The sequence below is a fragment of the Streptomyces sp. NPDC042259 genome (assembly GCF_055582085.1).
In genome coordinates, this window is the sequence record NZ_JBVJDW010000001.1 from 101,245 (window position 1) to 122,441 (window position 21,197).

The 21,197-nt window shown below is 70.4% G+C and carries 19 protein-coding genes; 8 read left to right on the forward strand and 11 right to left on the reverse strand.

The features are described from left to right. Positions 1-2: 2 nt before the first annotated feature. Together sufB and ACZ6MA_RS00540 are read right to left on the reverse strand one after the other, a co-directional pair. Positions 3-1,424, reverse strand: a complete 1,422-nt coding sequence (gene sufB, locus ACZ6MA_RS00535) for a Fe-S cluster assembly protein SufB (protein ID WP_469429883.1) — start codon at positions 1,422-1,424, stop codon at positions 3-5. Continuing rightward, positions 1,421-2,206, reverse strand: coding sequence for a helix-turn-helix transcriptional regulator (locus ACZ6MA_RS00540; protein ID WP_469429885.1), 786 nt, complete (start codon positions 2,204-2,206; stop codon positions 1,421-1,423). The genes sufB and ACZ6MA_RS00540 overlap by 4 nt, the downstream gene beginning before the upstream one ends. A 158-nt stretch (positions 2,207-2,364) precedes the next feature. Between ACZ6MA_RS00540 and ACZ6MA_RS00545 the strand changes: the two genes are divergently transcribed. The 3 genes from ACZ6MA_RS00545 to ACZ6MA_RS00555 all read left to right on the forward strand — a co-directional run bounded on the left by ACZ6MA_RS00545 (position 2,365) and on the right by ACZ6MA_RS00555 (position 5,327). Next, on the forward strand, positions 2,365-3,327 hold the full coding sequence (locus tag ACZ6MA_RS00545) for an ABC transporter ATP-binding protein (RefSeq protein WP_469429886.1): 963 nt from the start codon (positions 2,365-2,367) through the stop codon (positions 3,325-3,327). An 85-nt stretch (positions 3,328-3,412) separates the two neighbouring features. After that, entirely contained in the window at positions 3,413-4,204 is a 792-nt protein-coding gene (locus ACZ6MA_RS00550) for an ABC transporter permease (protein ID WP_469429888.1), read from the forward strand. 130 nt (positions 4,205-4,334) lie between these two features. After that, positions 4,335-5,327 (forward strand): COX15/CtaA family protein, encoded by a 993-nt coding sequence (locus tag ACZ6MA_RS00555; RefSeq protein WP_469429890.1) that lies wholly within the window; start codon positions 4,335-4,337, stop codon positions 5,325-5,327. On the opposite strand, the gene ACZ6MA_RS00560 is transcribed toward ACZ6MA_RS00555, so the two are convergent. The 3 genes from ACZ6MA_RS00560 to ACZ6MA_RS00570 all read right to left on the reverse strand — a co-directional run bounded on the left by ACZ6MA_RS00560 (position 5,300) and on the right by ACZ6MA_RS00570 (position 7,827). Beyond that, complete coding sequence (locus ACZ6MA_RS00560) at positions 5,300-6,337, reverse strand: amidohydrolase family protein (protein ID WP_469429892.1); 1,038 nt, start codon at positions 6,335-6,337, stop codon at positions 5,300-5,302. The two genes, ACZ6MA_RS00555 and ACZ6MA_RS00560, sit on opposite strands and share 28 nt — an antisense overlap. 170 nt (positions 6,338-6,507) lie before the next feature. Continuing rightward, a complete protein-coding gene (locus ACZ6MA_RS00565; protein WP_469429894.1) occupies positions 6,508-6,861 on the reverse strand; it encodes a hypothetical protein in 354 nt (117 codons plus the stop codon). Between the two features lie 24 nt (positions 6,862-6,885). After that, positions 6,886-7,827: a heme o synthase gene (locus tag ACZ6MA_RS00570; RefSeq protein ID WP_469429896.1), complete on the reverse strand. Its 942-nt coding sequence runs from the start codon at positions 7,825-7,827 to the stop codon at positions 6,886-6,888. A 501-nt stretch (positions 7,828-8,328) separates the two neighbouring features. Here ACZ6MA_RS00570 and tkt point away from each other — a divergent pair. Genes tkt through pgl form a run of 5 tightly spaced genes read left to right on the forward strand, consistent with a single transcriptional unit; the run spans position 8,329 to position 14,940 of the window. After that, the gene (tkt, locus tag ACZ6MA_RS00575; RefSeq protein WP_469429898.1) at positions 8,329-10,416 is read left to right on the forward strand and encodes a transketolase; all 2,088 of its coding nucleotides are present in this window, start codon (positions 8,329-8,331) and stop codon (positions 10,414-10,416) included. Between the two features lie 34 nt (positions 10,417-10,450). Beyond that, positions 10,451-11,566, forward strand: a complete 1,116-nt coding sequence (gene tal / locus ACZ6MA_RS00580) for a transaldolase (RefSeq protein ID WP_469429900.1) — start codon at positions 10,451-10,453, stop codon at positions 11,564-11,566. Between the two features lies 1 nt (position 11,567). Beyond that, positions 11,568-13,094 (forward strand): glucose-6-phosphate dehydrogenase, encoded by a 1,527-nt coding sequence (gene zwf / locus ACZ6MA_RS00585; RefSeq protein WP_469429901.1) that lies wholly within the window; start codon positions 11,568-11,570, stop codon positions 13,092-13,094. After that, positions 13,091-14,161, forward strand: a complete 1,071-nt coding sequence (gene opcA / locus ACZ6MA_RS00590) for a glucose-6-phosphate dehydrogenase assembly protein OpcA (protein ID WP_469429903.1) — start codon at positions 13,091-13,093, stop codon at positions 14,159-14,161. Before zwf ends, opcA begins: the two co-directional genes overlap by 4 nt. Beyond that, positions 14,158-14,940 (forward strand): 6-phosphogluconolactonase, encoded by a 783-nt coding sequence (gene pgl, locus ACZ6MA_RS00595; RefSeq protein ID WP_469429905.1) that lies wholly within the window; start codon positions 14,158-14,160, stop codon positions 14,938-14,940. Before opcA ends, pgl begins: the two co-directional genes overlap by 4 nt. Positions 14,941-15,100: 160 nt before the next feature. Here the strand turns inward: pgl and pgi are convergent, their stop codons facing one another. From pgi to gap, 6 genes are all read right to left on the reverse strand, one after another. Next, a complete protein-coding gene (gene pgi / locus ACZ6MA_RS00600; RefSeq protein ID WP_469431137.1) occupies positions 15,101-16,753 on the reverse strand; it encodes a glucose-6-phosphate isomerase in 1,653 nt (550 codons plus the stop codon). Between the two features lie 193 nt (positions 16,754-16,946). Then, positions 16,947-17,282, reverse strand: coding sequence for an RNA polymerase-binding protein RbpA (locus tag ACZ6MA_RS00605; protein ID WP_003957010.1), 336 nt, complete (start codon positions 17,280-17,282; stop codon positions 16,947-16,949). Between the two features lie 159 nt (positions 17,283-17,441). After that, entirely contained in the window at positions 17,442-17,672 is a 231-nt protein-coding gene (gene secG / locus ACZ6MA_RS00610) for a preprotein translocase subunit SecG (protein ID WP_184730779.1), read from the reverse strand. Positions 17,673-17,834: 162 nt separating this feature from the next. Next, a complete protein-coding gene (tpiA, locus tag ACZ6MA_RS00615) occupies positions 17,835-18,611 on the reverse strand; it encodes a triose-phosphate isomerase (protein ID WP_469429907.1) in 777 nt (258 codons plus the stop codon). A 6-nt stretch (positions 18,612-18,617) separates the two neighbouring features. After that, complete coding sequence (locus ACZ6MA_RS00620) at positions 18,618-19,829, reverse strand: phosphoglycerate kinase (RefSeq protein WP_469429909.1); 1,212 nt, start codon at positions 19,827-19,829, stop codon at positions 18,618-18,620. 120 nt (positions 19,830-19,949) lie between these two features. Further along, complete coding sequence (gene gap / locus ACZ6MA_RS00625; RefSeq protein ID WP_356450756.1) at positions 19,950-20,954, reverse strand: type I glyceraldehyde-3-phosphate dehydrogenase; 1,005 nt, start codon at positions 20,952-20,954, stop codon at positions 19,950-19,952. Between the last annotated feature and the right edge of the window lie 243 nt (positions 20,955-21,197).

Consider the following 21,197-nt stretch of genomic DNA (forward strand, 5'->3'; position numbering starts at 1 on the left):
CGTCAGCCGACCGCGCCCTCCATCTGCAGCTCGATCAGCCGGTTGAGTTCCAGGGCGTACTCCATGGGCAGCTCCCGGGCGATCGGCTCGACGAAGCCGCGCACGATCATGGCCATGGCCTCGAACTCGGTCAGGCCGCGGCTCATCAGGTAGAAGAGCTGGTCGTCGCTGACCTTGGAGACGGTCGCCTCGTGGCCCATGGAGACGTCGTCCTCGCGGACGTCGACGTAGGGGTAGGTGTCCGAGCGGGAGATGGTGTCCACCAGCAGGGCGTCACAGAGCACGTTCGACTTGGAGCCGTGGGCACCCTCGCCGATCTCGATGAGACCGCGGTAGGAGGTGCGGCCGCCGCCTCGCGCCACCGACTTGGAGACGATGTTGGAGGAGGTGTTCGGCGCCATGTGGACCATCTTCGCGCCGGCGTCCTGGTGCTGGCCCTCGCCGGAGAAGGCGATGGAGAGGGTCTCGCCCTTGGCGTGCTCGCCCATCAGGTAGACGGCCGGGTACTTCATCGTCACCTTGGAGCCGATGTTGCCGTCGACCCACTCCATGGTCGCGCCCTCGTAGGCCACGGCGCGCTTGGTGACCAGGTTGTAGACGTTGTTCGACCAGTTCTGGATCGTCGTGTAGCGGCAGCGGCCGCCCTTCTTGACGATGATCTCCACGACGGCGCTGTGCAGCGAGTCGGAGGAGTAGATCGGGGCGGTGCAGCCCTCGACGTAGTGCACGTAGGCGTTCTCGTCGACGATGATCAGCGTCCGCTCGAACTGGCCCATGTTCTCCGTGTTGATACGGAAGTAGGCCTGGAGCGGGATGTCGACGTGGACGCCCGGCGGGACGTAGATGAAGGAGCCGCCGGACCACACGGCCGTGTTCAGCGAGGCGAACTTGTTGTCACCGACGGGGATGACCGTGCCGAAGTACTCCTGGAAGATCTCCGGGTGCTCCTTGAGCGCGGTGTCGGTGTCCAGGAAGAGAACGCCCTGCTCCTCCAGGTCCTCGCGGATCTGGTGGTAGACGACCTCCGACTCGTACTGGGCGGCGACACCGGCGACGAGGCGCTGCTTCTCGGCCTCCGGGATGCCCAGCTTGTCGTAGGTGTTCTTGATGTCCTCGGGCAGGTCCTCCCAGGAAGCGGCCTGCTTCTCGGTGGAGCGCACGAAGTACTTGATGTTGTCGAAGTCGATGCCGGTGAGGTCCGAGCCCCAGGTCGGCATGGGCTTCTTGTCGAAGAGCCGCAGGCCCTTGAGGCGGAGCTTCAACATCCACTCCGGCTCGGACTTCTTGGCCGAGATGTCGCGGACGACCTCCTCGGAGAGGCCGCGCTTGGCCGCGGCACCGGCCGCGTCGGAGTCGGCCCAGCCGTATTCGTACGTGCCCAGACCCTCGAGCTCAGGGTGAGCAGTCTCCGTGGGGAGTGTCATGCGGGGTTCCTCCCGGCCGTGCTGGTGGATGCTGTGGTGGTCTTGGGGATGAACGTCGTGCACACACCGTCGCCGTGGGCGATGGTGGCCAGACGCTGCACATGAGTCCCGAGCAGGCGGGAGAAGACCTCGGTCTCCGCCTCGCACAGCTGGGGGAACTGCTCGGCGACATGGGCGACCGGGCAGTGGTGCTGGCAAAGCTGTTCGCCGACCGGTGCGCTTCGCGCCGTAGCAGCGTACCCGTCCGCGGTCAATGCCCTGGCGAGGGCCTCGGTCCGCTCCTCGGGGGCGACGGCCTCGAGCGCGGTGCGGTATCCCTCGGCCTGGGCGGCCATCCGGGCACGGGCGAAGGCGGCCACGGCCGCCTCGCCCATCTGGCCGCCGCCGGCGGCCTGCGCGATCCAGCGCAGGGCGTCCTGGGCGAGCTTGTCGTACGCCTGGTCGAAGGCGTCCCGGCCGCAGTCGGTGAGGGCGAACGCCTTCGCGGGGCGCCCGCGCGTACGCGCGCCGTAGACGCGCTTCTCACGGGGCTCCACGACGCCCTCGGCGACGAGCGTGTCGAGGTGGCGGCGCACGGCCGCCTGGGTGAGCTCCAGCCGCAGGGCCAGCTCGGCCGCGGTGGACGGACCGTGATCGAGGATGGACCGGGCGACGCGATTGCGGGTGCCCCGCTGATCGTCGTGGGCGCGCTGGTCCTCCCGCGCGGGGATGTGCGCAGGCGTCTCGGCCCCGGCGGCCGCCTCGGCCGCGGGGTCCTGGGGAGCCTCGCCTGCGTATTTCACAACACCATTGTTGCGTAATTACCGGAGAGGCGACAAGCCTTGCCCTCGGCGCGCGGCGGTGGCTTTGATCACTAAGGGTTACCTAACCGTCGCCCGGTCAGGCATTCCACGGCCCCCGCCGGGGTCCGGACCCGTGCGGAGTTCGTAGACTTCCCGGCATGCGCAGCGCCTTTCCGGGGGACGATCCCCGGCCCCCCGGCCGAGAGCTCGCGGTCGAGATCCACTCCCTGGTCAAGCGGTACGGCCCGAAGACGGCGGTGGACGGGCTCGACCTGTCCGTCGCCACCGGCACCCTCACCGCCGTGCTCGGCCCCAACGGGGCCGGGAAGACCACCACCATCGAGACCTGCGAGGGCTACCGCCGTCCCGACGCCGGCACGGTCCGGGTGCTCGGTCTCGACCCGGTCGCCGACTCGGCCGCGCTGCGGCCCCGGATCGGCGTGATGCTGCAGAGCGGCGGCGTCTACCCCGGGGCGCGGGCGGAGGAGATGCTGCGGCACACCGCCTCCCTGCACGCCCATCCCGTGGACGTCGACGTGCTCATCGACCGCCTGGGCCTCGGCTCCTGCGGGCGCACGGCCTACCGGCGGCTGTCCGGCGGCCAGCAGCAGCGTCTGGCGCTCGCCATGGCCGTGGTCGGCCGCCCGGAGCTGGTCTTCCTCGACGAGCCGACCGCGGGCCTCGACCCGCAGGCCCGCCGCGCGACCTGGGACCTGGTGCGCGAGCTGCGCGCGGACGGCGTCACCGTCGTGCTCACCACGCACCACATGGACGAGGCCGAGCAGCTGGCGGACGACGTGGCCATCGTCGACGGCGGCAAGGTCATCGCCCAGGGCAGCCCGGAGGCGCTGTGCCGGGGCGGCGCCGAGAACACCCTGCGCTTCAGCGGCCGGCCCGGCCTGGACCTGGCCTCGCTCCTCAAGGCCCTGCCCGCCGGCTCCACCGCCGTGGAGCCGACGTCCGGCACCTACCGGGTCACCGGCGAGGTCGACCCGCAGCTGCTCGCGACGGTCACCGTCTGGTGCGCGCAGAACGGGGTCATGCCGGACCGCATAGCGGTCGAGCGGCACACCCTGGAGGACGTCTTTCTGGAGCTGACCGGCAAGGAGTTGCGGGCATGAGCGGGTACCCACACACCGGCCGGGGGCCCGGGGGTTGCCCCCCGGAGGACAACAGCCTGGAACTGACCGGCAAGGAGCTGCGGGCATGAGCACCGACACGACCCCGGGCACGGGCACCGGCACCTTCGCCCCCAGGCCCGGCGCGGCGCCGCTCGGCCGGATGATCCGGGCGCAGGCCGCGCTGGAGACCCGGATGCTGCTGCGCAACGGTGAGCAGCTGCTGCTGACCGTCGTCATCCCCACCCTCCTGCTGGTGCTCTTCAGCGCCGTCGACATCATCGACACCGGCGAGGGCGAGGCCGTCGACTTCCTGGCGCCCGGCGTCCTCGCGCTCGCGGTGATGTCCACGGCCTTCACCGGGCAGGCCATCGCGACGGGCTTCGAGCGCCGCTACGGGGTGCTCAAGCGGCTGGGCGCGTCCCCGCTGCCGCGTTGGGGGCTGATGACCGCCAAGACCTGCTCGGTGCTGGTCACGGAGATCCTCCAGGTCGCCCTGCTGACGGTCATCGCGTTCGCACTCGGCTGGTCGCCGCACGGCGACCCGCTCTCCGTGGTCGCGCTGCTCGTCCTCGGCACGGCGGCGTTCTCGGGCCTCGGCCTGCTGATGGCCGGCACCCTCAAGGCCGAGGCGACCCTGGCCGCGGCCAATCTGGTCTTCCTTCTGCTGCTGGTCGGCGGCGGGGTGATCGTGCCGCTGGACAAGTTCCCCGCGGGTGCCCGGTCCGTGCTCGAACTGCTGCCGATCTCCGCCCTGTCCGACGGGCTGCGGGACGTCCTCCAGCACGGCGCGGGCCTGCCCTGGGGCGACCTGGGGATCCTCGCGGCATGGGCGGTCCTCGGGCTCGGCGCGGCGGCCCGCTTCTTCCGCTGGGAGTAGCCCACCTGGGCGGAAGTGACCCCGGGCAACCCCCTCACCAGGGCCGTTCACCAGGCGATTCACCGGGGGACAATCCGCCACGCACCCCCCTCGTGAATCCGTGCACAAGCGGGCCCTTACGATGACTCCCGTGCCGAAAACGCTGAACCCCCTCCAGCTCGTCGCCGACCGCTGGCAGCCGTCCGACCGCTTCGTCCGGCGGGCCGCCCTCGCCTGCGTCGTGATGGCCGTGATCATCGTCGTGACGGGCGGCGCGGTCCGGCTCACCCAGTCCGGGCTCGGCTGCCCGACCTGGCCGACCTGCACCGACGAGAGCCTGACGCCGACGCCCGCGATGGGCATCAACGGCGTCATCGAGTTCACCAACCGCATGCTCACCTACGTGCTGAGCGCCGTCGTGGGCCTGGCCATCGTGGCGGCACGCGCGCGTGCCCCGCGCCGCCGCGAGCTGACCCGGCTGGGCTGGGCGCAGTTCTGGCTCGTGGCGAGCAACGGCATCATCGGTGGCATCACGGTGCTGACGGGGCTGAACCCCTACATCGTCGCCGCGCACTTCCTGGCGGCCACCGCGCTGCTGACGGTCGCGGTGGTGATGTGGCACCGCGCGGGCGAGGGCGACGAGGAGCCGCGCGACCTGGTGGCCCGCCCGGTGCGGCAGCTCAGCTGGGTGCTGGCCGTCGCGACCGCCCTGCTGATCGTGGTCGGCACGGTGGTGACGGGGTCGGGGCGGCACGCGGGCGACGCGGAGAAGGACGTCCACCGGATCCCGCTGGACATCCGTGAGATCACCCAGCTGCACGTGGACCTCGTCTGTGTCGTGTTCGGCCTGACCGTCGCCCTGTGGTTCGTCCTGCGGGCCGTGAAGGCGCCGGCCGTCACGCACCGCCGCGTGGTGGAGCTGTTCGGCGTGCTGGTGCTCCAGGGCGCCATCGGCTTCGTGCAGTACCTCAACGACTCCCCCGAGTTCCTCGTGGGCACCCACATGCTCGGCTCCTGCCTGGTGTGGATCGCCGTGCTGCGGGTCTTCCTGTCGCTGCGCGACCGCGGTGAGCCGCACGCCGGCATCCCCGCGCCCTCGGGCGCGCACGACGCGCTTCAGCCGGCCGCCGCGTCCAGCCGGTAGACCCGGCGGGCGGTGCCGGCCGCGACGAGCGAGACGATCCGCGCCGCCTCCGCGCGCCGGCACCAGCCGTCGGCGACCCAGTCGCCCATGACCCGCTCCATGGCCCGGACGAACAGCCGGGCGCCCACCACGTACAGCTCCGCCAGCGCCCGGGCCCCGGTGGAGAACAGCAGCTTGCCGAACGGCGCCTCGCGCAGCGTTTCCTCCGGGTGCGCCCCGACGTCCGCGTAGACGTGCGGGAAGACCGCGGCGAGCTGCGCCGCCTGCCGGTGGTGCCAGGGGTCGGGCAGCAGCACCAGATCCGTCCCCAGACCGGCCGTGGCGCGCAGGAAGGGTACGAGCCGCCGGGGGTCGGGGCAGTGCAGCTGGACGGGCAGCCCGGTGGCGGCGGCACTCCACAGCAGATGACGGTCGAGTACGGGCCCGCCGGGCGCGGAGCCCCTGCGGCGGGTGCGCAGCCAGCGGTCGGCGGCCCTGCGGACCTCGTCCGGGCCGGGCGGGCTCTCCTCGCACGAGGTGACCCCGGAGGCGAACGCCGTGGCGTTCTGGGCGGCGGTGTAGAGCGCCTCGGCGAGGTAGGCGGCGAAGGAGTCGGCGCTGCCGGAGGTGTCCGCGACCTGTGCGGCGAGCGGTTCGAGGCGGACGACCTCATGGGCGCGGCCCTCGGCGGCGCGGGCCAGCTCCCCGGGCGAGGTGAGATCGCTGGGCACCCCGGCCTCCAGCAGGAACGTGCCGATGCCCGCGCCGCGCAGCAGCAGATGGCCGGCCCGGTAGGCGCCCAGTTCGCGGCGTCTGGCGAGATAGCGGACCGGGGCGCAGTGCGGTTCGAGGCCGAGCAGGGGCGGGCACCAGCGGCGCACGGCGAGGCCGGCGCGGCTGTCGAAGAAGGTCGTCCCCGGGGGTGCGGCGCCGGTGGACCCGGCGGCCGCCGCCAGATGCCGCTCGAACGCCCCGAGGCCCAGTTCGCCGTGGACGGCGCCGTGGCTGTACTGATCGACGAGCGGCGGCATGCCGTATACCATCCGCGCCCACCCCGTCCCGCTCGCCCTGCCCCGCCCGCGCGGCGCCCGGGGGGCCGCTTCCGGGGGGTTTAACGGGCGAGTCGCCCGTCAGTTATGACGGGCCGTGAACGGCCTGGTGGGCGGCGTGCGACGGGTGGGGCGGGCGGCGCCGGGGGCGCTCAGCCGTTGGCGGGGCCGCCGAGCTGGAGGCCGGCCATGCGCGACCACTCGTAGGGGCCCGTGCGGACCTTGGCCGCCATCTCCCCGTCGAAGTCGTCCCGAAGGGTGATCCCGGCGATCTCGGCGGCCTGCCGGGCGATCTCGAAAGAGGGAGCGACGAGGTTGCCCCACTCGCCGTTGGTGCCGACGAGGGCGATCCGGGTGCTGCCCCGGGCGATGTGCGCGAGCTGGCCCTCGGCGCCGCCGCCGTGGGTCTTGGCGAACGCGCTGATCTGCCGGGCCAGCCGGGCGGCCTTGCGGGCCGCCTTGGCGTCGGTCGGGGTCTCTTCGGCCTGCGTGAGGGTGTCTGCCATGAGCAGGATGCTACCCGTGGGTAATTAATGCAGGAAGGGATCCACGGCCACGGCGGCGAAGAGGAGGGAGACATAGGTGATGGACCAGTGGAACAGCCGCATCTCCTTGAGCTTCGCCCCCGTGATCCCCGCCTTGGCCCGGGCCTGGAGCCCGTGCGCCTCCTTGAGCCAGAAAGCCCCGAGCGCGGCCGCGACGGCCGAGTAGAACCAGCTGGTGTAGCCGAGCGGCTGGAGCGAGAGGGAGACGGCGACCATCACCCAGCTGTAGAGGACGATCTGCCGGGCCACCACCTTGTTGCCCGCGGTGACGGGCAGCATCGGGACGCCCACCCGCTCGTAGTCGTCCTTGACCTTCATCGACAGCGGCCAGTAGTGCGGCGGCGTCCAGAAGAAGATGACCAGGAAGAGGACGAGCGCGGCCCAGGAGACGGAGTTCGTGACCGCGGACCAGCCGATGAAGACCGGCATGCAGCCCGCGATACCGCCCCAGACGATGTTCTGCGCGGTACGCCGCTTGAGGATCATCGTGTAGACGACGACGTAGAACAGGGAGGCACCGAGCGAGAGCATTGCCGACAGCGGGTTGACCAGGTACCAGAACCACAGCGTCGACCCGACGGTCAGCGCGGAGGCGAAGACCAGGCACTCGCGCGGCGAGACCATGCCGGTGACCAGCGGCCGCTGCGAGGTGCGGTCCATCATCGCGTCGATGTCCCGGTCGATGTACATGTTGAACGCGCCCGCGCCGCCCGCCGACAGATAGCCGCCGACGCAGGTCGCCAGGACCAGCCACAGGTCGGGCACGCCCTCCGCGGCGAGGAACATCACCGGCACGGTCGTCATGAGCAGCAGCTCGATGACGCGGGGCTTGGTCAATGCGACGAACGCCTTGACACGGGCTCCGAACGGCCGGTGGCTGGGCCTCTCGACGAGGACCCCCGCAGGACGGGATTCGACGGCCGTCACGCACACCCCTGACAGAGATAAGGCCAGCAAGCACATCCGGGCGTGCAGACCCGGGAAAGACTTGCGCGTACCACGCCACTCTAGACGCAGGGGGTACTCCGCCCTTCGCCGGGGTGGGTCGTGTTGGCGGCCCCTCTCGCCACCACGGCCCCGGCCCCGCAACCGATCTTGAGGCTGCGCCCGTCCTGCCGCGGGCCGCGCCCGAAAGCCGCGGAGGCCCGTCGAAAACCTCTCGAACGCCACCGGGAATTCCCCGGGACACGACGGAACGGAAGCGTTCGGGAGGCGGCCGGGCGCACTCCCCGGCAGGCTGGTGCCATGGCCGTCGCACCCGTTCCGGGAATCTTTGCCATCCCGATCGGGTTGCCCGGGCACACGGTCGGGCAGCCGACTGTACGTCGAAAAAATGCGCGTCCCAGCGGGGGTAGGCTCGACAGCGCCGCGTCGTGGCGGAATACCGCCCCCGGCAATCGCACATGTGGAGAGGAGCCCTGACCGAGGGTGAGCAACAAGCCGACCACCACAGACCTCGAGTGGACCGAACTGGACCAGCGGGCCGTCGATACCGCTCGCGTCCTGGCCATGGATTCCGTACAGAAGGTCGGTAACGGCCATCCCGGCACGGCCATGAGCCTGGCGCCCGCCGCCTATCTGCTGTTCCAGAAGCTGATGCGGCACGACCCGAGCGACGCCGACTGGACCGGACGCGACCGGTTCGTCCTCTCCCCCGGGCACACGAGCCTGACGCTCTACATCCAGCTCTTCATGGCCGGCTACGGCCTGGAGCTCGCGGACCTGAAGTCGTTCCGCACCTGGGACAGCAAGACCCCGGGCCACCCGGAGCACGGCCACACCCGCGGCGTGGAGACCACCACCGGCCCGCTGGGCCAGGGCATCGCCAACGCGGTGGGCATGGCCATGGCCGCCCGCTACGAGCGCGGTCTGTTCGACCCGGAGGCGCCGAAGGGCGAGTCCCCGTTCGACCACACCATCTGGGCGATCGTCTCCGACGGCGACCTGGAGGAGGGCATCTCCGCGGAGGCGTCCTCGCTGGCCGGCCACCAGAAGCTCGGCAACCTCGTCGCGCTCTACGACGACAACCACATCTCGATCGAGGGCGACACCGCCACCGCGCTGAGCGAGGACGTCCTCAAGCGGTACGAGGCGTACGGCTGGCACGTCCAGCGCATCGAGCAGTCCCCGAGCGGCGACTTCGACATCCAGGCGCTGTACGCGGCGCTGAAGGCGGCGCAGGCGGAGACCGAGCGCCCCTCGATCATCGCCGCGCGCACGATCATCGCCTGGCCCGCCCCGAACGCGCAGAACACCGAGGCCTCGCACGGCTCGGCGCTGGGCGACGAGGAGGTGGCCGCGACCAAGAAGGTGCTGGGCTTCGACCCCGAGCAGACCTTCCAGGTCGACGAGGACGTCTTCGCCCACGTCCGCACGGTCGTCGACCGCGGCCGCGAGGCGCACGCCACGTGGAGCAAGCGGCTGGAGGAGTGGCGCGCGGCGAACCCGGAGCGTGCCGCCCTCTTCGACCGCGTCGACGCGGGCGAGCTGCCCGACGGCTGGGAGAAGGCGATCCCGTCCTTCCCCGCGGGCAAGGACGTCGCGACCCGCAAGGCCTCGGGTGAGGTCCTCAAGGCGCTGGGCGGCGTGATCCCCGAGCTGTGGGGCGGCTCCGCCGACCTCGCCGGTTCGAACAACACGACCATCGACGCGTCGTCGTCGTTCCTCCCGGAGGGCAACCCGCTGCCGGAGGCGAACCCCTACGGCCGCACGGTGCACTTCGGCATCCGTGAGCACGCCATGGGCTCGACCATGAACGGCATCGCGCTGCACGGCAACACCCGCATCTACGGCGGCACCTTCCTGGTGTTCTCCGACTACATGCGCCCGGCCGTGCGCCTGGCCGCGCTGATGAAGCTGCCGGTCACCTACGTGTGGACGCACGACTCCATCGGCCTCGGCGAGGACGGCCCGACCCACCAGCCGGTCGAGCACATGGCCGCGCTGCGCGCCATCCCGGGCCTGAACATGGTCCGCCCGGCCGACGCCAACGAGACGGCGATCGCCTGGCGCGAGATCACCAAGCGGCACGCCACCCACCCGGCGCCGCACGGTCTGGCGCTCACCCGCCAGAACGTGCCCACCTACGAGGCCAACGAGGGTGTCGCCAAGGGCGGCTACGTCCTGTTCGAGGCCGAGGGCGGCCGGCCGCAGGTGATCCTTATCGGTACCGGTTCCGAGGTCCAGCTGGCCGTCGAGGCCCGTGACGTCCTCCAGGCCGAGGGCATTCCGACCCGGGTCGTCTCGATGCCGTGCGTCGAGTGGTTCGAGGAGCAGGACCAGGCGTACCGCGACGGCGTGCTGCTGCCCGACGTCAAGGCGCGGGTCGCGGTCGAGGCCGGCATCGGTCTGACCTGGCACCGCTACGTCGGCGAGAGCGGCCGGATCGTCTCGCTGGAGCACTTCGGCGCCTCCGCCGACTACAAGGTGCTCTACCGCGAGTTCGGCCTGACCACCGAGGCCGTGGTCGCCGCCGCGCGCGAGTCGGCCGAGCACGTCGACGCCAACCGCCGCTGACGCCCGTCAACAATCAGTAGGAGATGCAATCCCCATGACAGACGCACTCAAGCGCCTCTCCGACGAAGGCGTCGCGATCTGGCTGGACGACCTGTCCCGCAAGCGCATCACGTCGGGCAATCTGGCCGAGCTGATCGACCAGAGCCACGTCGTGGGCGTCACGACCAACCCGTCGATCTTCCAGAAGGCCATCTCCAGCGGTGACGGCTACGAGCAGCAGCTCGCCGACCTCGCCGTGCGCGAGGTGACCGTCGAAGAGGCCATCCGCATGATCACGACGGCGGACGTCCGCGACGCCGCCGACATCCTGCGTCCGGTCTTCGACGCGACCGACGGCCAGGACGGCCGGGTCTCCATCGAGGTCGACCCGCGCCTGGCGCACAGCACGGCCGCCACGGTCGCCGAGGCCAAGCAGCTGGCGTGGCTGGTGGACCGTCCGAACACCCTCATCAAGATTCCGGCGACCCTGGCGGGCCTGCCGGCGATCACCGAGGTGATCGGCAAGGGCATCAGCGTCAACGTCACGCTGATCTTCTCCCTGGAGCGCTACCGCGCGGTCATGGACGCGTACCTGGCCGGTCTGGAGAAGGCCAAGGCCGCGGGCCTGGACCTGTCCCTGATCCACTCGGTCGCGTCCTTCTTCGTGTCCCGCGTGGACACCGAGATCGACAAGCGCCTCGACGCGCTGGGCACCGACGAGGCCAAGGAGCTGCGCGGCAAGGCGGCGCTCGCCAACGCCCGTCTGGCCTACCAGGCGTACGAGGAGGTCTTCTCCTCCGACCGCTGGGCCGCCCTGGAGAAGTCGGGCGCCAACAAGCAGCGCGCCCTGTGGGCCTCGACCGGCGTCAAGGACCCGGCCTACAAGGACACGCTGTACGTGGACGACCTGGTCGCCCCGAACACGGTCAACACCATGCCGGAGGCCACCTTGGAGGCTGCCGCCGACCACGGGCAGATCACCGGTGACACGGTGCGCGGCACGTACGAGCAGGCCAAGGCCGAGCTGGACGCGCTGGCGAAGGTCGGGATCAGCTACGACGACGTCGTGCAGGTCCTGGAGGACGAGGGCGTCGAGAAGTTCGAGGCGTCGTGGAACGACCTGCTGAAGTCCACTGAGGCGGAGCTCAAGCGCCTCGCTCCGGAGGCGTGAATTGAGCACAAGCAGCAATCCGCTGCGTGACGCTCAGGACCGACGGCTCCCGCGTATCGCGGGGCCGTCGGGCCTGGTCATCTTTGGCGTCACGGGCGATTTGTCCCGTAAAAAGCTGATGCCTGCCGTCTATGACCTGGCCAACCGCGGTCTGCTGCCGCCGGGTTTCTCGCTGATCGGCTTCGCGCGCCGCGACTGGGAGACCGAGGACTTCGCCCAGATCGTGCACGACGCGGTCAAGGAGCACGCCCGCACCCCCTTCCGTGAGGAGGTCTGGCAGCAGCTGGTGCAGGGCTGCCGGTTCGTCCAGGGCGACTTCGACGACGACGAGGCGTTCGAGACGCTCAAGGACACCATCCACGAACTCGACAAGGCACAGGGCACGGGCGGCAACTTCGCCTTCTACCTGTCGGTGCCGCCGAAGTTCTTCCCCACGGTCGTCCAGCAGCTCAAGAAGCACGGCCTGGCCGACCAGAAGGAGGGCTCCTGGCGGCGCGCCGTCATCGAGAAGCCCTTCGGGCACGACCTGGCCAGCGCCCAGGAGCTCAACCGGATCGTCCACGAGGTCTTCCCGGCCGAGGCGGTCTTCCGCATCGACCACTACCTGGGCAAGGAGACCGTCCAGAACATCCTGGCGCTGCGCTTCGCCAACACGCTCTTCGAGCCGATCTGGAACCGGTCCTACGTCGACCACGTGCAGATCACCATGGCCGAGGACATCGGCATCGGCGGCCGGGCCGGCTACTACGACGGCATCGGCGCCGCCCGTGACGTCATCCAGAACCACCTGCTCCAACTGCTCGCGCTGACCGCGATGGAGGAGCCCGCCTCCTTCGACGCGGACGCGCTGGTCGCGGAGAAGACCAAGGTGCTCGGCGCCGTGCGGCTGCCGAAGGACCTCGGCAGGCACACCGTGCGCGGCCAGTACGCACACGGCTGGCAGGGCGGCGAGGAGGTCGTCGGCTACCTCGAAGAGGAGGGCATCGACCCGCAGTCGAAGACCGACACCTACGCCGCGGTCAAGCTGGAGATCGACAACCGCCGCTGGGCGGGCGTCCCCTTCTACCTCCGCACAGGCAAGCGGCTCGGCCGCCGCGTCACCGAGATCGCGGTGGTCTTCCAGCGCGCCCCGCACTCGCCCTTCGACCACACCGCCACCGAGGAGCTGGGGCAGAACGCCCTGGTGATCCGGGTGCAGCCGGACGAGGGCGTCACCCTGCGGTTCGGCTCCAAGGTGCCGGGCACCTCGATGGAGGTCCGGGACGTCTCGATGGACTTCGCCTACGGCGAGTCCTTCACCGAGTCCAGCCCGGAGGCGTACGAGCGGCTCATCCTCGATGTGCTGCTGGGCGACGCCAACCTCTTCCCGCGTCTGCGGGAGGTCGAACTGTCCTGGGAGATCCTCGACCCGATCGAGCGCTACTGGGACAAGCACGGCAAGCCCGCGTCCTACCAGGCCGGCACCTGGGGCCCGGTCGAGGCCGACGAGATGCTCGCACGAGACGGACGGAGCTGGCGGCGGCCATGAAGATGGACCTCACGGACACCACGTCCAGCAAGATCAACAACGCGCTGGTCCAGGGCCGCCGCGCCATCGGCACCCCCGCCGTCGGCATGGTGCTCACCCTGGTCATCGTCACCGACGAGGAACACGCCTACGACGCGCTCAAGGCCGCCAACGAGGCGTCCCGCGAGCACCCCTCGCGCAAGCTCGTCGTCATCAAGCGGGTCAGCCGCTCGATGCGCGACCGCGCCAAGGCCCGTCTCGACGCCGAGGTCCGGGTCGGCACCAGCGCGGGCACCGGCGAGACGGTGGTCCTGAGGCTGTACGGCGACGTCATCGACCACGCCCAGTCGGTCGTGCTGCCGCTGCTGCTGCCCGACGCCCCCGTGGTCGTCTGGTGGCCGGTGGGTGCCCCGCTCAACCCGGAGAAGGACCCGCTGGGCGCGCTGGCCCAGCGCCGGGTGACCGACACCTACGCGGCCGAGGACCCCCTCGCGGAGGTCTCGGCCCGTGCCGCGCACTACACGCCGGGCGACACCGACCTGGCCTGGACCCGGATCACGCCGTGGCGCTCGATGCTCGCGGCCGCCCTGGACCAGCAGCAGGTCGACGTCGTCTCCGCCGAGGTCGAGGGCGAGGGCTACAACCCGAGCGGCGAACTGCTCGCCATGTGGCTCGCGGACCGTCTCGGCGTGCCGGTGAAGCGGACCGTCTCGGACGGCCCGGGTCTGACCGCCGTGCGGATGGAGACCAAGAACGGCCCGATCGTCCTGGACCGCCCCAACGGCACCCTGGCCACCCTCTGCATGCCCGGTCAGCCGGACCGTGCCGTCGCGCTCAACCGGCGCGAGACCGCGGAACTCCTCGCCGAGGAGCTGCGCAGGCTCGACCCGGACACCACGTACGAGGGCGCGCTGAAGTACGGCGTGGAGCGGCTCTCCGAGCAGGCCGCGAAGCCGGCCGGCGCGTCGGCGTCCGCGCCGGAGGAGGCCGGGAGCGACAAGACCGCCGAGGCCGCCTCGGAAGCGGCTCCGGCCGCTCCCGCCGCTCCGGCCAAGAAGGCGTCCGGCAAGAAGGCGGCGGGCAAGTGAGCGCTCCGCAGATCGTCGTCCACCGGGACAAGGAGCTGATGGCGCAGGCCGCGGCGGCCCGGCTGATCACGAAGATCGTGGACGCCCAGGCCGCCCGCGGTTCGGCCTCCGTCGTCCTCACGGGCGGGCGCAACGGCAACGGCCTGCTCGCGGCCCTCGCCACCGCGCCCGCGCGGGACGCCGTGGACTGGTCGCGGCTGGACCTGTGGTGGGGCGACGAGCGGTTCGTCCCGGACGGCGACCCCGAGCGCAATGTGACCCAGGCGCGCGAGGCACTGCTGGACTCGGTGCCGCTGGACGCCGCCCGGGTGCACCCGATGCCGCCGGCGGGCGGCCCGTACGGCAACGACGTGGACGCGGCGGCGGAGGCCTACGCGGCGGAGCTCGCCGCGGCGGCCCGGCCGGAGGACCACGGGCCGGTGCCGTCCTTCGACGTCCTGCTGCTGGGCGTCGGCCCCGACACGCACGTGGCGTCGCTCTTCCCCGAGCTGCCGGGCGTCCGGGAGACCGAGCGCACGGTCATCGGCGTCCGGGGCGCGCCCAAGCCGCCGCCGAACCGGGTCTCCCTGACCCTGCCGGCGATCCGCGCGGCCCGCGAGGTGTGGCTGCTCGCGGCGGGCGAGGACAAGGCGAACGCGGTGGCGCTCGCGCTGAGCGGCGCGGGCGAGATCCAGGCCCCCGCGGCGGGCGCGTACGGCCGCAGCCGCACGCTGTGGCTGCTGGACGCCGCCGCGGCGGCTCGCCTTCCGCGGGATCTGTACCCTCCGGCGACGTCCTGACGGCTGTTCGCACGACGGCGATGGCCCGGTTCCCCCTTCGTGGGGAACCGGGCATCGTGCGTTTTCCGGGCTCCGCCCGGACCCGGTCCTCAATCGCCGGACGGGCTCGAATTAAGCCCGTCCGGCGATTGAGGACGCGCCCGCAGGCCGAAGATCCGGCCTAGCGCCCGCGCAACGAGCGGTAGCGCGCGACCAGCGCCGCCGTGGACGCGTCCAGGCCCGGCACCTCGTCGCCAGCCGTAAGCGCGGGCTCAACCCGCTTCGCGAGGACCTTGCCGAGTTCGACGCCCCACTGGTCGAAGGAGTCGATGTTCCAGATCGCGCCCTGGACGAACACCTTGTGCTCGTACAGCGCGACCAGCTGACCGAGCACCGACGGCGTCAGCTCGTTCGCGAGGATCGTCGTCGTCGGGTGGTTGCCCTTGAACGTCTTGTGCGGAATCAGTTCCTGCGGGACGCCCTCCGCCGCGACCTCGTCCGGGGTCTTGCCGAAGGCGAGTGCCTGGCCCTGGGCGAAGAGGTTCGCCATCAGCAGGTCGTGCTGGCCGACCAGATCCGGCAGCAGGTCGTCCACGGGCTTGGCGAAGCCGATCAGATCCGCGGGGATCATCTTCGTGCCCTGGTGGATCAACTGATAGTAGGCATGCTGTCCGTTGGTGCCCGGGGTGCCCCAGACGACCGGACCGGTCTGCCAGTTGACGGGGTGGCCGTCGCGGTCCACCGACTTGCCGTTGGACTCCATGTCCAGCTGCTGCAGATACGCGGCGAACTTCGACAGGTAGTGGCTGTAGGGCAGCACCGCGTGGGACTGGGCGTCGTGGAAGTTGCCGTACCAGATGCCCAGCAGCCCGAGCAGCAGCGGGACGTTCTCCTCCGGCGGCGCACAGCGGAAGTGCTCGTCGACCAGGTGGAAGCCGGCCAGCATCTCGCGGAAGTGGTCCGGGCCGATGGCGAGCATCAGGGAGAGGCCGATGGCCGAGTCGTACGAGTAGCGACCGCCGACCCAGTCCCAGAACTCGAACATGTTGGCCGTGTCGATGCCGAACTCGGCGACCTTCTCCTCGTTCGTCGACAGCGCCACGAAGTGCTTGGCGACGGCCTCCTCACCCGCGCCCAGGCCGGTCAGCAGCCAGTTGCGGGCGGAGGTGGCGTTGGTGATGGTCTCGATGGTGGTGAACGTCTTCGACGCGATGACGAACAGCGTCTCGGCCGGGTCCAGGTCGCGCACGGCCTCGTGCAGATCCGCGCCGTCGACGTTCGACACGAAACGGAAGGTCATGTCCCGTGCGGTGTAGGCGCGCAGCGCCTCGTACGCCATGGCGGGGCCGAGGTCGGAACCGCCGATGCCGATGTTGACGACGTTCTTGATGGGCTTTCCGGTGTGGCCCTTCCAGCCCCCGGAGCGCACCCGGTCGGCGAAGACCTGCATCTTCATCAATACGGCGTGCACAGCGGGGATCACGTTGACGCCGTCGGACTCCACGACGGCCGATTCCGGGGCGCGCAGGGCGGTGTGCAGCACCGCGCGGCCCTCGGTGTTGTTGATCTTCTCGCCGCGGAACATCGCGTCCCGCAGCGCGGCCACCCCGGTCGCGGCCGCCAGCTCGCGGAGCAGCCGCAGCGTCTCGTCGGTGACCAGGTGCTTGGAGTAGTCGACGTACAGATCGCCGACGGAGAGCGCGTAGCGCTCGGCCCGCGAGGAGTCCTCCGCGAACAGCTTCCGCAGGTGCACCTCCCCCAGTTCTTCCCGGTGCTTGGCCAACGCGTTCCACTCAGGCGTCTGGTCGAGCCTGCTCCGGCCTTCTGTGTTCATCTCGGACATCAGCCCACTTCTTCTCGTAGCCGCCCCGCCATCCTCCAACCTAATTGATCAGGCTTCGGTATGAAGGGTCCGCCCGTCCCCGGCGCGGTCCCGGGCAGGGGCGGCAGGGGGGACGACGACGGCCCGGCCGCGCACTCTCGGGGAATGCGCGACCGGGCCGCTTCACGTGTTTCGGTGCCGCTGTTCAGATCTCGCCGCGGAGCTTGGCGAGCGCCTCGGCGAGGATCGCCTCGCCGTCGGCGTCGCTGCGCCGCTCACGGACGTACGCCAGGTGCGTCTTGTACGGCTCGGTGCGCGGCGGGTCCGGCGGGTTGTCCCGGTCCTGACCGGCAGGGAAGCCACAACGCGGGCAGTCCCACGTGTCCGGCACCTGCGCGTCGCTGGCGAAGCTCGGCTGCGTCTCGTGCCCGTTGGAGCACCAGAAGGAGATGCGGAGGCGCGGTGCGGACTCGCCCCGCTCGGCCTCCCCCATCGGCCCCGCTCCGACCCGACTTCCTCGGATCGCGTTGCCACTTGCCACGGTCGTAACTCCCTGCGTGATGGTGCTGCGAAGCGACGAGAGGCAGCTCCGCGGCGGGCGCCCCAGTCTACGTAAGGCCCAACGCGCGTCCAGTGCCAGGAGTTACAGCCCGGCCGTGAGGACGCGAGCCCCATGATAGGCCGAGCCGGCGACGGTACGTCAGCTATCGAGCTTCATCAGCAGGCCGAGTGCCACGATGCACGCGAACCACAGCAGACCGACGACCACGGTGATGCGGTCGAGGTTGCGCTCGGCGACCGAGGAGCCGCCGACGGAGGACTGCATGCCGCCGCCGAACATATCGGACAGGCCGCCGCCCTTCCCCTTGTGCATGAGCACCAGCATCATCATCAGCAGGCTGAAGACGATGAGGGCGATCGAGAACCCCATGACCACGGCTTGACCAACTCTCTCGGACTGAAGAATCTCTCGGACTGTAAAACGTGCGGGGCCGGGCGGCGTGAAAACGCCGGTCCCGGCCCCGACAGGGTACGCCGCGGAGCACCCGTCGTCATAGCGGCCGCTCGGCGGCGGCTACGCGCTTGCCGTCCCCTACTGGTCCCGGAACCGGACGATCTTGACGAACTCGTCCGCGTCCAGCGCCGCGCCACCGATCAGCGCACCGTCGACATCGGGCTTGGCCATGATCGCCGCGACGTTCCCGGACTTGACCGAGCCGCCGTACTGGATGCGGACCTTGTCGGCCAGCTCCTGGCTGTACAGCTCGGCCAGGCGGCCGCGGATCGCCCCGCAGACCTCCTGCGCGTCCTCGGGGGTCGCGACCTCGCCGGTGCCGATGGCCCACACCGGCTCGTAGGCGATGACGATCGACTCGGCCTGCTCGGCCGGGATGTCCTTCAGACCGCCGTCGACCTGGGCCAGCGTGTGCCGGACCTGGTTGCCGGCCTTGCGGACGTCCAGGCCCTCGCCGACGCACAGGATCGGGGTGAGCCCGTGCCGGTAGGCGGCCTTGACCTTGGCGTTGCAGACCTCGTCGGTCTCGGCGTGGTACTGGCGGCGCTCGGAGTGCCCGACGGCCACGTAGGCGCACTTGAGCTTGGCGAGCATCGCGCCGGAGATCTCGCCGGTGTACGCACCGGAGTCGTACGCCGAGATGTCCTGGGCGCCGTACTTGATCTTCAGCTTGTCGCCGTCGACCAGGGTCTGCACGGAGCGCAGATCGGTGAACGGCGGCAGGACGGCTACCTCGACGGCGTCGTAGTCCTTGTCGGCGAGGGCGAAGGCGAGCTTCTGGACGTGCGCGATGGCCTCGAGGTGGTTGAGGTTCATCTTCCAGTTGCCCGCCATCAGCGGGGTACGGTCACTCACGTTGGTTCAGTCCTCCAGTGCTGCGAGGCCGGGGAGCGTCTTGCCCTCGAGGTACTCGAGGCTGGCGCCGCCACCGGTCGAAATGTGGCCGAAAGCGTTCTCGTCGAAGCCCAGGATGCGCACGGCCGCGGCCGAGTCGCCACCGCCGACGACGGTGAAGGCGGGGCTGTCGAGGAGACCCTGCGCCACGGCCTGGGTGCCGTTGGCGTAGTCGGGGTGTTCGAAGACACCCATGGGACCGTTCCAGAAGACCGTGCCCGCGTCGGCGAGCTTCTTCGCGTACAGCTCGCGGGTCTTCGGGCCGATGTCCAGGCCCTCCTTGTCGGCCGGGATGGCGTCCGCGGCGACGAGTTCGGGGTGGGCCGGGGCCTTGGTCTTCAGGTCCGGGAAGTCGGCCGAGACGAGGACGTCGACGGGGAGGACGAACTCCACACCACGCTTCTCGGCCCGCGCCAGGTACTCCAGGCAGACCGGGACCTGGTCCTCCTGCAGCAGCGAGATGCCGACCTCGTGGCCCTTGGCCTTGAGGAAGGTGTACGACATGCCGCCGCCGATGAGGATGCGGTCGGCCTTCTCCAGCAGGTTGTCGATGACACCCAGCTTGTCGGAGACCTTGGCACCGCCCAGCACCACGACGTAGGGGCGCGCCACCTCGTCGGTGAGCTTCTTCAGGACGCCGACCTCGGTGGCGATCAGATCGCCGGCGGCGTGCGGAAGGCGCGCCGGGAGGTCGAAGACCGAGGCGTGCTTGCGGTGCACCGCACCGAAGCCGTCACCCACGTACAGGTCGGCCAGGGCCGCCAGCTCGTCGGCGAAGGCACCGCGCTCGGCATCGTCCTTGCTCGTCTCGCCCGCGTTGAAGCGGAGGTTCTCCAGCAGCGTGACCTCGCCGTTCGCCAGTGCGGCAACGGTGGCCTTCGCGCTGTCGCCCACCGTGTCGGTGGCGAACGAGACGCTCTTGCCCAGGATCTCGCCGAGCCGCTTCGCGGCCGGGGCGAGGGAGTACCGGGGCTCCGGGGCGCCCTTGGGACGGCCCAGGTGGGAGGCGACGATCACCTTGGCGCCCGCCTCGGCGAGCTTCGCGATCGTCGGGGCGACGGCGCGGATCCGGCCGTCGTCGGTGATGGTCGTGCCGTCCAGCGGGACGTTGAGGTCGGCGCGGACGAAGACCCGCTTGCCCTCGATGCCGTCCTGGAGGAGTTCGTCGATCGTCTTCATGCAGTGACTCCGGTGACTTCCATAGGGGTCAGTCATGGAACGGGGCCCGCACGACGCCCCATCGCGTCGTGCGGGCCCCGTCCCCTACATCTCGGTGCTGACGTCGCGGTCAGACGGAGATCAGAGCTGGCCGCCGACGAAGACCGTCAGGTCGACCAGGCGGTTGGAGTAGCCCCACTCGTTGTCGTACCAGCCGACGACCTTGACCTGGTTGCCCTGGACCATGGTCAGGGAGGAGTCGAAGGTGCAGGAGGCCGGCCAGTTCACGATGTCGGAGGAGACGATCGCGTCCTCGGTGTACTCGAGGATGCCCTTGAGCTGACCCTCGGCGGCCTTCTGGAAGGCGGCGTTGATCTCTTCCTTGCTGGTCTCGCGGTCGAGCTCGAGGACCAGGTCGGTGACCGAGCCGGTCGGGACCGGGACGCGCATGGCGATGCCGTCCAGCTTGCCCTTGAGCTGCGGGAGGACCAGGGCGGTGGCCTTGGCGGCACCGGTCGAGGTCGGGATGATGTTCTCCGCGGCGGCGCGGGCGCGACGCAGGTCGGAGTGCGGGAAGTCCAGGATCCGCTGGTCGTTGGTGTACGCGTGGACCGTCGTCATCATGCCCTTGACGATGCCGAAGCCCTCGTCGAGCACCTTGGCCATCGGCGCCACACAGTTGGTGGTGCAGGAGGCGTTGGAGATGACGTGGTGGTTGGCCGCGTCGTACTTGTCCTGGTTGACGCCCATGACGATCGTGATGTCCTCGTCCTTGGCGGGCGCGGAGATCAGGACCTTCTTGGCGCCGGCCGCGAGGTGCTTCGCGGCGTCGGCCTTCTTGGTGAAGATGCCGGTGGACTCGATGACGATGTCGGCGCCGAGCTCGCCCCAGGGCAGGTTGGCGGGGTCGCGCTCGGCCATCGTCTTGAAGGTCTGGGAACCGACGGTGATCGAGTCGTCGGTGTGGCTGACCTCCTGCTTCAGCCGACCCAGGATGGTGTCGTACTTCAGCAGGTGGACCAGGGTGGCGTTGTCGGTCAGGTCGTTGACACCGACGATCTCGATGTCCGCGCCCTGCTCCAGCAGTGCGCGGAAGTAGTTACGACCGATACGGCCAAAGCCGTTGATGCCTACGCGGATCGTCACGAACCGATCTCCTCGTTGGTTTGCCGGTCTGGACGCCGGCGAGCTGTATGGGATGTCCCCGACCAACACCGACCCTACCTCTAACCACAGGGCTACGTGACATTGGCGGTGCGGACCGGCCGGGCCGAACGGAGGGCTGCGGTCCGGCTCCGCCGAAGGGCGTACAGCCCAGTCCCCCCAAGGATTTCGCCGCGCCCAGAGGAGGGCCGACCGGCTCGTGTGAGCGGCCCACCGGAGGGGTAG